This is a genomic window from Acinetobacter lwoffii, from assembly GCF_015602705.1.
In the GTDB taxonomy this organism is placed as follows: domain Bacteria; phylum Pseudomonadota; class Gammaproteobacteria; order Pseudomonadales; family Moraxellaceae; genus Acinetobacter; species Acinetobacter lwoffii_E.
This window is the reverse complement of record NZ_CP059081.1, coordinates 1,289,835-1,302,347: the sequence shown is the minus strand read 5'-3', so window position 1 is coordinate 1,302,347 and position 12,513 is coordinate 1,289,835. Positions and strand designations below refer to the sequence as shown.

Annotated in this window: 22 protein-coding genes and 1 pseudogene; 12 read left to right on the top strand and 11 right to left on the bottom strand. The window is 40.9% G+C overall.

All coding sequences use genetic code 11. The features are described 5' to 3' along the window. Positions 1-101: 101 nt before the first annotated feature. The 10 genes and pseudogenes from H0S56_RS14505 to H0S56_RS06235 all read right to left on the bottom strand — a co-directional run. Positions 102-401: pseudogene (locus H0S56_RS14505) on the bottom strand (hypothetical protein); the annotation flags it as partial. Then, the gene (locus tag H0S56_RS06275; protein WP_195725926.1) at positions 394-633 is read right to left on the bottom strand and encodes a hypothetical protein; all 240 of its coding nucleotides are present in this window, start codon (positions 631-633) and stop codon (positions 394-396) included. The gene H0S56_RS06275 and the pseudogene H0S56_RS14505, both read right to left, overlap by 8 nt. Further along, a complete protein-coding gene (locus H0S56_RS06270) occupies positions 630-1,142 on the bottom strand; it encodes a hypothetical protein (RefSeq protein ID WP_195725925.1) in 513 nt (170 codons plus the stop codon). Before H0S56_RS06270 ends, H0S56_RS06275 begins: the two co-directional genes overlap by 4 nt. Then, positions 1,139-1,402, bottom strand: a complete 264-nt coding sequence (locus tag H0S56_RS06265; protein ID WP_195725924.1) for an IclR family transcriptional regulator — start codon at positions 1,400-1,402, stop codon at positions 1,139-1,141. Before H0S56_RS06265 ends, H0S56_RS06270 begins: the two co-directional genes overlap by 4 nt. Beyond that, positions 1,399-1,584: a hypothetical protein gene (locus H0S56_RS14295; RefSeq protein WP_227554933.1), complete on the bottom strand. Its 186-nt coding sequence runs from the start codon at positions 1,582-1,584 to the stop codon at positions 1,399-1,401. Before H0S56_RS14295 ends, H0S56_RS06265 begins: the two co-directional genes overlap by 4 nt. A gap of 185 nt (positions 1,585-1,769) precedes the next feature. Beyond that, a complete protein-coding gene (locus tag H0S56_RS06255) occupies positions 1,770-2,432 on the bottom strand; it encodes a hypothetical protein (protein WP_195725922.1) in 663 nt (220 codons plus the stop codon). Continuing rightward, the gene (locus tag H0S56_RS06250) at positions 2,425-3,270 is read right to left on the bottom strand and encodes a hypothetical protein (RefSeq protein WP_195725921.1); all 846 of its coding nucleotides are present in this window, start codon (positions 3,268-3,270) and stop codon (positions 2,425-2,427) included. Before H0S56_RS06250 ends, H0S56_RS06255 begins: the two co-directional genes overlap by 8 nt. After that, complete coding sequence (locus tag H0S56_RS06245) at positions 3,270-3,968, bottom strand: phage antirepressor KilAC domain-containing protein (RefSeq protein WP_195725920.1); 699 nt, start codon at positions 3,966-3,968, stop codon at positions 3,270-3,272. Before H0S56_RS06245 ends, H0S56_RS06250 begins: the two co-directional genes overlap by 1 nt. 51 nt (positions 3,969-4,019) lie before the next feature. Continuing rightward, positions 4,020-4,511, bottom strand: coding sequence for a phage regulatory CII family protein (locus tag H0S56_RS06240; protein ID WP_195725919.1), 492 nt, complete (start codon positions 4,509-4,511; stop codon positions 4,020-4,022). Positions 4,512-4,568: 57 nt separating this feature from the next. After that, positions 4,569-4,757 carry a hypothetical protein gene (locus tag H0S56_RS06235; RefSeq protein ID WP_005266906.1) on the bottom strand — a complete coding sequence of 63 codons (189 nt, stop codon included), beginning with the start codon at positions 4,755-4,757 and terminating at the stop codon, positions 4,569-4,571. 92 nt (positions 4,758-4,849) lie between these two features. On the opposite strand from H0S56_RS06235, the gene H0S56_RS06230 reads away from it, so the two are divergent. From H0S56_RS06230 to H0S56_RS06175, 12 genes are all read left to right on the top strand, one after another. Further along, positions 4,850-5,551: a LexA family protein gene (locus tag H0S56_RS06230; protein ID WP_005266908.1), complete on the top strand. Its 702-nt coding sequence runs from the start codon at positions 4,850-4,852 to the stop codon at positions 5,549-5,551. Between the two features lie 67 nt (positions 5,552-5,618). Continuing rightward, positions 5,619-6,617, top strand: a complete 999-nt coding sequence (locus H0S56_RS06225; RefSeq protein ID WP_175967855.1) for a hypothetical protein — start codon at positions 5,619-5,621, stop codon at positions 6,615-6,617. 22 nt (positions 6,618-6,639) lie between these two features. Next, entirely contained in the window at positions 6,640-7,242 is a 603-nt protein-coding gene (locus H0S56_RS06220; protein ID WP_175967856.1) for a hypothetical protein, read from the top strand. Positions 7,243-7,459: 217 nt separating this feature from the next. Continuing rightward, the gene (locus H0S56_RS06215; protein ID WP_195725918.1) at positions 7,460-7,702 is read left to right on the top strand and encodes a hypothetical protein; all 243 of its coding nucleotides are present in this window, start codon (positions 7,460-7,462) and stop codon (positions 7,700-7,702) included. Next, on the top strand, positions 7,699-8,205 hold the full coding sequence (locus H0S56_RS06210; protein ID WP_195725917.1) for a hypothetical protein: 507 nt from the start codon (positions 7,699-7,701) through the stop codon (positions 8,203-8,205). Before H0S56_RS06215 ends, H0S56_RS06210 begins: the two co-directional genes overlap by 4 nt. 1 nt (position 8,206) lies before the next feature. Beyond that, entirely contained in the window at positions 8,207-9,127 is a 921-nt protein-coding gene (locus H0S56_RS06205) for a recombinase RecT (RefSeq protein ID WP_195725916.1), read from the top strand. Then, positions 9,124-9,783: a PH domain-containing protein gene (locus tag H0S56_RS06200; protein ID WP_195725915.1), complete on the top strand. Its 660-nt coding sequence runs from the start codon at positions 9,124-9,126 to the stop codon at positions 9,781-9,783. The genes H0S56_RS06205 and H0S56_RS06200 overlap by 4 nt, the downstream gene beginning before the upstream one ends. Beyond that, positions 9,780-10,214, top strand: coding sequence for a hypothetical protein (locus tag H0S56_RS06195; RefSeq protein WP_195726099.1), 435 nt, complete (start codon positions 9,780-9,782; stop codon positions 10,212-10,214). Before H0S56_RS06200 ends, H0S56_RS06195 begins: the two co-directional genes overlap by 4 nt. Continuing rightward, positions 10,207-10,446 (top strand): hypothetical protein, encoded by a 240-nt coding sequence (locus H0S56_RS06190; protein WP_195725914.1) that lies wholly within the window; start codon positions 10,207-10,209, stop codon positions 10,444-10,446. The genes H0S56_RS06195 and H0S56_RS06190 overlap by 8 nt, the downstream gene beginning before the upstream one ends. Next, entirely contained in the window at positions 10,439-10,753 is a 315-nt protein-coding gene (locus H0S56_RS06185) for a hypothetical protein (RefSeq protein ID WP_184104073.1), read from the top strand. Before H0S56_RS06190 ends, H0S56_RS06185 begins: the two co-directional genes overlap by 8 nt. Next, positions 10,750-10,983: a hypothetical protein gene (locus H0S56_RS06180; protein ID WP_195725913.1), complete on the top strand. Its 234-nt coding sequence runs from the start codon at positions 10,750-10,752 to the stop codon at positions 10,981-10,983. The genes H0S56_RS06185 and H0S56_RS06180 overlap by 4 nt, the downstream gene beginning before the upstream one ends. Further along, positions 10,983-11,276 (top strand): hypothetical protein, encoded by a 294-nt coding sequence (locus H0S56_RS06175; protein WP_184413194.1) that lies wholly within the window; start codon positions 10,983-10,985, stop codon positions 11,274-11,276. The genes H0S56_RS06180 and H0S56_RS06175 overlap by 1 nt, the downstream gene beginning before the upstream one ends. Here the strand turns inward: H0S56_RS06175 and H0S56_RS06170 are convergent. Then, positions 11,269-12,288 carry a tyrosine-type recombinase/integrase gene (locus H0S56_RS06170; protein ID WP_195725912.1) on the bottom strand — a complete coding sequence of 340 codons (1,020 nt, stop codon included), beginning with the start codon at positions 12,286-12,288 and terminating at the stop codon, positions 11,269-11,271. The genes H0S56_RS06175 and H0S56_RS06170 overlap by 8 nt on opposite strands. Positions 12,289-12,513: the final 225 nt, after the last annotated feature.

Below are 12,513 nucleotides of genomic sequence, written 5' to 3'. Positions count from 1 at the left end.
GCCTCATCAATCCGTTTTTGAAGTTCAATATTTTTACCGAGTAACTTCTGTTTATTTTTGGAGTTCTTCCGCAAGCCTGCCTCTAGGCTAATATTGGTTTTTTGCAACTCCTCAACCTGCTTCTTCTTCTCGATATAACAAGCCTCCATGTTGTTGAGCTGGGCTTTTAGCTCATCAATCTCACCCTGACGAGCATTCCAGCCTTTGGTGTGCCATTCTTGAGTGAGTTCGACAAATTCATCCTTAGAGCGCTGACGTTGTGTGTTCCAACCCTGATAAACCATCTGAACCGGCAACACCCGGTAAACATCACCATCCCTATCAAACAGCTTGTCACCGTGAATGAATCGCATGTTTGTGTAGAAGTCTTGATCCTTAAACCACTTTTCAAAATCACTCATGCTCAATCACCTTCGTATTTGGGCTAATGTGGTTCTTGATGTCCGTGCATGTATCAATGCGGTCGTGGTCGGCTAGAGCGGTGCGTAATTCACCATGAGTAAAGCCATCCGAACTTCTTTGCCACATTCCGTTGATTACAGCGATTTTCCAACTCTCAGGTACACCATGCTTTTGAAGCATCCCATCAAGTGATCTTGCGTTTTCCAATCCCAATTTTTCGATTAAGTTCATGCTGCTTTCCTTTTTTGATATCTTCTTTTTTGTATTGTTTTTTCTTTAAGCACCTTCCTTTTAAGCACTTCATCGTCGCGCAATTTCTGCAATTCTTCGGCCTTCGATATCACCGCACAGATTTGCTTGTACTCACCCCGAGTTAAGCGGTTGCTATGACCCATCACCGTGGTATGTCTAATTCGTTGAAGCGAAATACCAGTTAATTCAGACAAAATATTGCGCCTCGGGTTCGAATGTCCGCCCGAATTACACCAGTTCGCCAGACGCGTTTTCTGATACTGGGAAATATATCCATTTTCACTGCTTTCCACTGTTGACCGCTGTGGACGTGGTTTAAATTCCGTACCTGGTAACTGCTCAACCTGGCCACCACTCTTAAGAAACTTCTTAACGTCCCGGTTTAACTGTTTACGCAGCTTTTCTCTCTCAGTCGGAACCGCTGTTGATTTACGCGCTACGCTTTCAGCTTTTACGAGTTCTAAAAATTCTGCTTTATTGATGTTCATCCCTGTACTCCAAATAGTTGTTTGGCTTTAGGTGTAAGGAAGTAGCGATATTCGTCATTACCACCTCCAACAAATCCAATAAGACCGACTTGCACCAAAGTTTTTAAGTAGCGCTGTACCGATCTAATCGTCATGTATGGCAGCGCTTGATCTTTGATTTCCTTGGTTGTGGCGATTGGTGTGTTTTTAATAACAAGTAATACGTCAATGCCACGATTTAATGAGGCTGCCTTGTTGTGTTGATATGCTCTTTCGTTCATGCTGCAATCTCCGCCAGGTATTCGTTACGCCCTTTTGTTAGACATAGATCGCAAGTACACCCGAATGAATATGCTTCCGCAGTTCCATGCTCACGACGCTTCTCAAGCATCGGCACATCATTAAGGTCATCAAGCGCAGCTTCTTTGTTGAGCTTGATGTACCCCATTTGATAACCACGCATGAAGGCCTTACAGATTTCACAACGACACCCGTGATAGGTGTATGCGTTTGACGTCCCATGCTCCAATGGTTTTGGGTAGACAAATTTTGGCTTCTGTAGTCGGGCTTTTTCATACTCAACAATGGCTTCTCTGCAATCATTACAGCGGCACTTGTAGTGCTTATAACTGCTTATGGTTCCATGCTTCACACCCCACCCCCTGCGCTTTGCTCATACTTCAGCTTCATCGCATTCATCATCGCCATTGGCAAAGACATGCCCGCTTCCTGAAATTCCTTCACCTTGCTTTCCACCCATGATTTTTCCTCTGGGGTTGGCTCAGGTAGCCATGATTTAAGTCTGGGCGCTGCCTTGGATGTACCAATCATCTTCGGTGGCACATACCACTCTTGCTGACGACCTTGCATCTGAGCTTTGGCCAGATAGGTCTCATAGATCGATTTGAACTGCTTGAAGGCCTCCTTCATGCTTCCCTGCTCAACCAGCCAGTAAACCGAATCCCATGCCTTTTTGGTCAGGGTAGTAACTTTCAATTTGCCTTCCAGTAACTCAAGCTCAGATTGATTTGAATAATCACAAGCACGTTGCCAAGCTTCTGTTGCTGTCCACCAGCTACCAGCCACACACCAATTCTGAAATTCAGCAATGTCAGGCATAAACTTGTTGCCAGGTGCCAGTAGCCGAGTCATCCCTTGATTAAACTGCTCATCACTCAAGCCATGGATTGCACCACTGATAATCATCTCAACCATCTTTGGGTTCATATCACCGAAACGCTTTGCGAACTGAGATGCAAACTTGCCTTTCAAAGTTGCAAGCAATGTCTGTTCTTTGGTGAACTCATGCATGACCCACCTCCTCAATCAGTAGTGACTTTTTTGGCGTGATATCCAGTTCACTTGATTCCTGTTGACCAAGGTTTTGGAAGTAGCCAGACCATTTGTCTTGGTTTTGAGATTGATTTTGTTTTGGTGTTGCTAATGGTGTTTCTTGTTGACGTTTAATCCACTCAAATGCTTTACCAAGGATCTGGTTTTTCACCATTTGCTTTTTGTGTGAATAAGCATCCTGAAGTTGAATCAACAAAACATTCAAATCATGTTGAGAGATATTCTTTAAACCTGCCATTGATAAACGAGTGTTCACATCAGACAGAGAGAGATCAAAACGAGGATCTCGGTTTTCTGTATTCAGGTTTAAGGAATCAGGGTTGAGGGAATCAGGAATCAGGTTAAGGGAATCAGCAGGATCGGTTTCGTTTTGATCGTGAGCAGTTCCGTTTTTATCGTGATTATTCTCGATATTTTCTAAACCATTGTTTTGAATTGAATTAATACCATCAACATCATCGCGCAATTCAATATCGGGAATATCGGAGCCTTTCTCTTTTTCATTCTTGTGTGGATTTTGGTGCTTATTGAAATTAAGCACTTTCCCATATGTTTGACCTTGTACCGAATAGATCGAGATAAATCGCGATTTATCTAGAGCACTCACGAGCTGCTCGATATCACAATCGTCATAAGGCAGGAGTTGAACTTTGAGACGCTTAGGTTTGTACTCAAAACAACCTTTGTAGTCAGCAATAGTCCACAGGCCAATAAACAATAGGCGTGCCAGTGGTGATAATTCGGAAAGCTCATCATTGGTAAAGAATGCTGGTTTGATGTTTCTTGCTCTAGCCATTATGCTGCTACCCCCTGCTCCAACCACTTCGCAATGCGAGTAATTAATTTTTGAGTAAGTTTTACCTGTGTGAATACCTTTTCACCCGACTCAAATAAGCGAGGTGCAGAGGTCACAACATGAATAAGCTTTTGATCAACAGATTTTTGATAAGCCTGAATTTTTCCGTGCTGGTCGCGGTATACAACCTTGTGGTCGATTAGGTATTGAACCAACTGATTTTGACCAACCTTGAGAACCTTTGCAGATTCGCGGATGCCCAACACATTGGTGCAGTCAGCAATGCGATCTAGACCTTTGGCTTTTGGTTCCAGTACTGCTACTTTTTGAGTAAGCTCAATATTGAGTTTGGCTTGTACTTCGATTGCTTGAAGTAGGTGTGCTGGATTGGTGATATCGAATTGCTTCTGTTTTAGAATTGCTAATACATTTTTCCGGACTGCTTTTGATTCGCGCATACCAATTAAAGTGCATTGCTCAATACTTAAATTAAAGCCTTGTGAGGTTGTGCCATTTGGATTTCTTACTACGAAACTTTCGTAGTGCTCCCCATCCAGTTCATCAGCAATACGATTATTAAAGTCATTTAGGCGAACAGGCTTTTCGTTAAATTCCTTTCTTGCCTGATTAATAACTTCCAATAATTCAATATTGGACATGCTCTGTTGATTATGATTAAATTGTGTCATCATATTCATGTTTACTTTCCTGTCAGTTAGTGAACAACCGAAAAAGCCTGACCTTGACCGTCAGGCTTTTTCTCGTTGTAGAGCTGATAAATACTTTGCACACTCGCCTTTCATGGCCTTACGCAAAGATTGAATTTTCTGTTCGATTTCTTCGAGGATGCGATCTGTCTCATCCATTTCAGCAGGTGTCACTACGCCATCTTCTAAAGCAGATAAAACCTGCTTATTTGCTGCACCATTGCCTACATTCATGCCAAGAAGCGATTCAAGAACACCCAGTTCATGGTCCTTGCCTTGAGCCTGATCTACTGGAACCAATACAAAACCTAATTTGTGCGCCCATACTTTTAAAGAAGCGGGGTTTTGCGTATAAGTCAGCATTGCTTCAAATGCCTTTAGACTCGGCAAATGGTTTTCCATGTTTGGATTGGCATAGTTCAAAATCGTGTTATGAGACACGCCAACAAGATCAGCTATCTCTTTTGGAGTAATGCCGTTCGACTGGTGCACCATCTTGTGCAATGCGGTTTTGGTCTCTTTCGATATATCCATGTGAACACCTTGTTTACTTTCACGTTTATTAAAAACGCTAAGTTGTTGATAATTGGTTTAAGCAATTAAGGCTTCTAAATTTGCCTTTAACTTGCCTTTACTTTGAATCTGGAGAATTGCTTGGGTTGAAGCTGGAATTCCATATGAGCGCCATTTACTAATTGCTCCGCGAGTTTTTTTTAAAATTCGCGCTAGGTCTGCATCAGTTTCAGCTTTGTAATGCTCCTTTACGTCATCGACAGTCATAATGTTTACCTTGATAAACTTTTAGTTTCCCTAAGTAAACCATAAGTTTCTTTTTAGGTCAATAATAGTGTTTACCATTGGAAACAATAGTTATGGGTATTTTTGCAATGAGCAGCGTTTCTGAACGTATCTTGATGAGAATGAAGGAGCTTAACCTTCAGCAAGTTGATCTGATTGAGGCTACAGGCCTTAGTAAAGGCACGGTCTCCAAATGGATCTCGGGTGTGAATGTCCCTAGTGGAAAAAGCATCACATCTCTTGCAAAAGCCCTAAAAACATCACCTGAATGGATTTTGGATGGTGAGGGTCTTAAGAATCTTGGTGGCCCTGCAAAAGAAGAAGACGATAAAGGCTTTAATAACGTCAGATTTAACGGAAAAAAACTTACAAGGATTCCAGTGTTGGATTTTGTTCAGGCAGGATTGTGGCGAGAAGTCGCATATGATGGCGGTGAGCCAAAGGGATATACCCTCACCACATATGAGAATAAAGACCCGAGCACTATTTTTAGTGTGACAGTCGAAGGTATGAGCATGTATCCAGACTTTCAGCCAGGTGATGATATTGTGATTGATGCGTCAATCGTTCCTCAGCCTGGTGATTATGTGGTAGCTCAAAATGGTGATTATGAAGTTACTTTCAAAAAATACAGGGTTGTGGGCTTTGATGAGCATGGCCGTGAAGTGTTTGAATTAGTTCCGTTAAATCCAGACTTCCCTATTCATAACTCACAAAAGCATCCTATTTCAATTATTGGTGTGGTTGTGCAGCATCACAGGGAATTTAGAAAATAATAAAAGCCGCTATATGCGGCTTGGGTATTTTATATAGTTTTTTTAAGTATTTATTTTGAGGGTAAATATGTCAATTAATATCAGGTTTGATTACTATCATTTAAAAGCTGATAAAGCACGTCAAAGAAAAGTTAAAAATGGTCAAAATTATTTTGGAAAAATAGATTTAGATGATTTTATTTTAAAGTTAAAGGAGTATTTTGATCTTCATAAAGATAAATTTGATAAAAATGGTCTTTTAATTAAAGAGTTTAATAATCAAAATAAGTGGATTAAATGGGTATCAATAGAGAACAACGATAACTATTGCAAACTATTATTCACATTTAATGATAAGCAGGTGGATCCAAGGGTATTAGAAAGCAGAGAAAAAGATGTCTTAGCCCAAGAGATTCCTGATACCCATGGATTAAGAACGCTCCTACATATAGTGATCAAAAAAAATGTAATTAATAGAAGATATTCAAACTTATGTATTCAGACAGTCTCAGGTTTAAGTGGCAATTATACAAAATCTTTATTCTGTGAACTATTTTCAATGATTTATGATGATTCTTTTTGGTTGGAGAAAGACCCTGTAACTGAAAAGAATGTGAAATGTAAACCAGAAGTTGAAATTGATCCTGTGACTACTAGTAGCATTATTGATGCAGTTAATAAGGGGCTCTTAAATAGTATGCAACTAGTAGAGCAATCGGAAGTAGACTCTGGATTTGATGAGAATAATGTACTTAAGGACGTGACAAAAACACTTGGTATTAAGGTAGATGATAAGCGATCATTTTTTGAGAAAATATCTCCTACTGCTTTTAAAAATTGGATAGATAGTATAAAAAGTAAAAGCCAAAATCAGTTTGATGGCGATCCTAATGTTTACTTGATAATAAAAAGTCCACAAAACAAAGGGGAAATTAAATACCCCTATACAGATGATGTAACCACTGGCTTAATAAAGAGAGCTTATCTTAATTGGGAAGATAGAAACACAGAAACCACAAAGGCTTTAATCAAAAAAGACCCGACGGCCATCAACCAGTGTTATGATAAAATGATTGATAATTTTTAATATTTCCTTTTAGGGAGGTCGTATGTTGAGTCAAGCAGCCAACGTTTTTGGCTTCCTGAAGATCAAATATCCAGACAACTCGCAGCTGAAGGCTTTATACATTTATCCTTTTTATGCGGCAGTACTAGTGAGCGGCATAGCCACTTGGTGTGCTGTGAACTTTGAGGATGGGAATTATTTTAATAGTAATAGATTTAGTGACTTATTCACTTTGTTAGCTATTCTGCCAGGATTCTACATCGCTTCATTATCTGCGATAGCAGCAATTAATAGGGAGGCTATAGACAAGCTAATTAATTCGAAATCAGCGCCATACTTAATGAAATCAGAACCCAATAGAACTGAAAAGTTTAAACAAGTTTTGACTCGCCGAATTTTTCTAACAATGCTATTTGCCTACTTATCAGCTCTTAGTCTGTTATTAGCACTTTTTCTAACTCTTGTGCGTTTCATTTATTCAATCGAGGCTATCGGTGATTTTATTACAGTAACTAATGGCGGTTATGTCTCTGTATCAGTATTCTTCACCATCAGCTTAATTACATTATTTTTTATATTTCAATTACTTATATTAACAATGATTGGTGTAAATTATTTAGGGTATAAGGGTCTAGTTGATAACTAGCCATGTGTTATTTTTGTGAACCAACCCATCCCTGCGATGGGTTTTCTTTTGTCTATTAAAGCATAAAAGTTTCCATAAAGAATAAAAAGTTTCTTTTAATAAACTTTTCTCTTGACTATAAAGTTTCCTTTGGTAAACTAAATCTCACAAACAAAGAAAAGCCCCAACGTAGCTGGAACTACTTGAGGCATGACCCACCCTAGTGAGTGAAATTATTATGAATAAAAACCCAATTCAAAGCAACCTGCCGGAGTTCAATGCGTCACGCATGATCTCGCAGCGTTTGTATCAGCATCCGGTGAAAGCACCGCGTAATAATTCTATGGCTCAGCATGTTATCGCTTGGCTTATCCCTGTCCTGATTTTTGCAAGTCTGGGTTATATCGCCGGCACTGTTGCGGATCATGAGTCTGCCAAGCAGGTCGAAGCTATCTCTGGCGCTGTTGGGGGTGTGAAATGAACACTTACGCTCAATTCTGTGGATGTGGTGCGGCAATGCGACCTATCAACCACATCGGAAACCAGTCTTTATTCCTGTGCCGTGATGGTCATAACACACGTGTGACAAGCTGCAAGGTAAATGAAGATTTCACCCGTGACCTGTACTTTTCAGACCTGCCGAGCTTCAAAGTGGATCTGGATATTTCGATTGAAGATAACGTGCTGACCTTTGGTTTGTATCGCCAGATTAGTGAAAACCTGTGGGCAACGGCTGATTGTTCGATGGCTGTATTGCCTCACACGATGACGCAAATGCGTAGTCCAAATGGTGATATGCGATATGCCGAGCCAGTGGATATTGATTCTTGGTTGGTGGTGAAAGATACGCCTGTGACTTTGCTGGATGTTTGGAATTTTGAAGCTGAGGAAGGCCAGACATTTACGCTGAATGATGAGCAGATTCGGGAATTACAGCGTCTTGTGAATGAGTACGCGGAACAACTATTTGAAGAGGTGGCTTGAGATGAATGCACCAGTAAAAACAGAAAATCAGGTTGCTGAGCATGATCCTAAGTCCATCAAGGCTTATGTGTCAGACGCAAAAATCCGCCAAAAATTTGAAGAAGTGCTTGGTAAAAAAACTCAAGGCTTCTTGGCTTCGGTAATGCAGGTGGCAAACCAGCCTCAACTTAAAGGTGCAGTACCGGCAACTGTAATCAATGCAGCAATGATGGCAGCAACGCTTGATTTGCCAATCAATAATAACCTTGGCTTTGCTTACATTGTTCCGTACAAGCGCAAATTTAAAGACGCTCAAGGCAAGTGGTCTGAGTCTTTAGAGGCTCAATTCCAAATGGGATACAAAGGCTTTATTCAATTGGCTCAGCGTTCAGGTCAGTTTGCGCGTATTGCTGCAACGCCAGTATTTGAAGGTCAGCTAGTTTCAGCAAATCCCCTGCTTGGTTATGAGTTTGACTGGACTGTTCCAAATCAAGGTGAAGCAATTGGTTATGTGGCTTTCTTTAAGCTACTGAATGGCTTTACCGCTGAGCTTTACATGAGCACTGCTGATGTGAAAAAGCATGCTGGGAAATACAGCCAGTCATTCAAATACGGCTCTGGTGTATGGAAAGATAATTTTGAATCCATGGCCCTTAAGACTGTGACCAAGCTGCTTCTATCAAAACAGGCGCCGCTTTCAATTGAAATGCAGACAGCGCAACTTGCGGATCAGGCAATTGTTCGTGATGTAGAGACCAATGATTTTGATTACATCGATCATAACGAGTCGGTAGGCGCAATCGAAACCAAAATGACTGTTCCAGATGCTGAGTTTCCTGTGCTACTTGAGCAAATCAAAGGTGGTGCATTCGAGAAAGATTATGTGCTGAGTGAATACGCGCTGACAGATGCACAACGTCAAGCTGTGGAGGTGCTGCCATGAAGTTATTCCGCTGTTCCTCCTTGAGCAACTTGATTGGTACGCCAAAGCTTAAAAGCGAAGTGCTTACAAGTGATGCTAAGAACTCCATTCGCAAGATTGTGAAAGAAGATCTTTATGGCTTCCGATCATTCACCGGCAACCAGTACACGGCTAAAGGGAATTTGCTTGAAGATGTGGCGATTGAAATGTCTGGAAAGATGCGATTTCGCAAGCTTACAAAACATGTTGGTCGGGTCAGTAATGACCTGATCACTGGTGAGTGTGATGTGCTGGATCTGGAACGTAAACTGATCATCGACACCAAATGCACCTGGGATATTGGCACCCATCCCTTCTTTGTTGATGAGGCCATGGAGAAGGTAAAAAAGGCAGGCTATGACGTTCAGATGCAAGCCTATATGTGGCTGTATGAATGTGAAGTTGCTGAGGTGGATTTCTGGTTATTCCCCACTCCACTGGAACTCACAAAGGATTGGGATGATCGGGAGCAACTGATCGACATGGTTGAGGCTATCGACATTCGTGAACGCCTGACCACTGTGACTATTGAGCGTGATGAATCAATCATACAAAAGATCAAAGACAAGATTCCGCACTGTCAGGAGTATTACGCAAAGCTTATGGCTGAACGTAGCAAGGGAGTGAAAGCAGCATGAAAATTAAAGAAGGTGGCGTGATGGATATTGAAATTGATTTAAGACGTGGTGATTTTGAAGGGATGCACCCAAAAGCAAAACTGTTTAGCTTTGATGAAGATAAAAAGCTATACACCGGAGATGGTGTTGAGAGCATTAACGACCAGTGGACGACTTGGTGCGCGTGTATTGGTATGTTGCACTTGGATGGTAAGGAAGCCCAAGCGGTGCCGAAAAAGACAGTGCAATTACATCTTGTCTGGAATGAAAACAAGGATGAGTGTGTTGGTTTTCTTGACAGTAAAGATGCACGTTATACGGCCACTGGGGATGATCGCGGTATGTTTGGCGTGACAGCATTGGGTGACTATTTTCGTGATCTTAATGATGAGCGTGATGAATTTGAAAGTCAGATTGTAATGGTCGAAGCACAGGAGCCAGCCAATGACTAATCAATCAAACCTAGAAAAAGTTATGGCCATCCATGCGGAGATGCTTCAAACCAACCATTACTGCTACTTTGAATTGGCATATACACGCTATACAGACTGGATGGTTTGGATTTGCAGCAATGCGCGTGAGCAAGACCCTAACCGTAAAATTCTATTGCAGGGGCAAGGTTGCACACCAGAAGAAGCATGTATTGATGCTTTAAATAAATATGAGGGCCGAGCCAATGACTGAAATTCAATTAACCAATGTGCAGTTCGCCCAGCTTCAGATCGATAACCTCGTAGCTAAAGACAAGCCATACATTGAAACGTGGTCTGCCGGTGATGTTGGCTCATTCAATGCGATTTTAAACGCGGTGGATTATGACAATGAGTTCACATATCACATGCGAGGTTGGTCACGTCAGCGGGTTAAAAGCGGTACTGGTGGGATTATCACGGTAGATGAAAGTAATGCGGATAAGTTGTATCACCTATTCACCTGCTATTTGAGCAAGTTACCGAGTGGTGTGGTGTTAGCTTTGGGAGAAGTGTCGTGAGCAAATACGACTGGTCAAATGTGCCGGATGAAGTTGAATGGATTGCTACAGACTCAAACGGATTAGTTTTTGGTTACGATGTAGAGCCAATACAGAAAGAATGGGGGAAATTCATACATCACAGCGATTTTATTTATTTTCCTCACAAGAATTGGATTAAGCCATTTAAGGGTGACTGGCGTGAGAGCTTAGAGAAAAGACCGGAAGGTAAAAGATTGGAGGTGAACTGATGGGAGCGCTTAAGTACACCATTACAGTTGAAGCTGATGTTGAGCCTCAACTTTATCTTGGACAGAGCATCTTTGGTGGGAAAATTGTTCAACTTAAGATGGAGGATTTGCCCGCTTTGGTTCCAGTGTCGTGGTTGGTTGAAAAATATGGATTAACCAAAACCACAATCATCAAAAAGCTTGAAGGCTATAACCAAGGAACTGAAGGTAAGCATCTTTATGAAACCAAGGTGGCCATGATGATCCTATCGAAGCCACAAAGGAATAAACGCGGAGCAAAACGGGTCAATTAGACCCGTTCAGCATCTCACTGATTTCGCTTGCTGTGGGATTATAATAAGTATTAATCAAGATACCGGCAGTCTTGTGACCGGTAATTTTCATTAGAATCTCAATTGGCACCTTTCTTAATTTAACCAATCTGGTAATCCCTTCATGTCGGGTATCATGGAAATGTAGTTCCTTTATATTTGCCTTTTTCACCCTTTTGCTAAACGTATTTTGAAAAGTGCTGCTACTTATCTCAATTAGCTTGTCAGACCCATTGTCTGGAATTAATTTTAATAACTCTTTCGCACTATCCATCAATGGCACATCACGCGAATGGCCATTCTTTGTGTCAGGCAGATGGATATAGTCTTTATGGATATTCGACCTTTTAATGGATAGTATCTCCCCTTGCCGCATAGTTGTTTCAATGGCGAAAAGAAAAGCCCAGGCAATAAAATGCTGTATCTCGGTTGGGATCTGCCCTCTCGCATAATTATGAGCCTCTAGCACCAAATCAATTTCAGCATTGCTTATGCGTCGATTTCTTGATTTTGGCTGAGATGGTTTGCTAACCATGGAGAACGGATTACTTTCAATAAGGAAGAGTTCTTTCTGTGCATAGGTAAAGATGGCAGAAAATAAAGATATATCACGAAGTACAGTGCCAACACTCACGCTTTTCAATCTTGAGTTGCGCCAGTCAGTCAGAATTTGCGGCGTAATGTCGTGTACTGACATTTCCGAAATAACAGGATAAGTATCAAGAAACTGTTTGATTGAAATTCTGATGGTTCTGCTAGATTTCTTATGCCTCCCAATTTCCTCATAGTACTTATGCATTAATGCGGAAAATGGATAATGTTGTTTGACTTCGCTCTGATTCTTATTTTGCTCAGTTTTCAATTCTAGAATTTTGAGCATGGCCCATTGCTCACATTCCTTTTCGGTATCTCGCGTAGCACTAATGCGCTTACCATTAAACATCAGTTCAATGCGGTATGACTCTCCACGTTTCCTTGCTTTTGGTAGTTTCATTTCTGGCGTAATCTTGGCGTAAATAGTCTTTCATCTTAACTTATTTTTTGTCTAAAACGTCCAATATGTTCAATTTGAATGGATTTAAGAAGAAGTTTTTAAGGTGGATCACGTTATTCATTTTTATTTAATTTGTTGTTTTATATAGTATTATTAAACATCCCCATAGAATATTATTATAATTCAGCTATTTGGGATAGCACTTAACCATGGGGCTTTTTATTG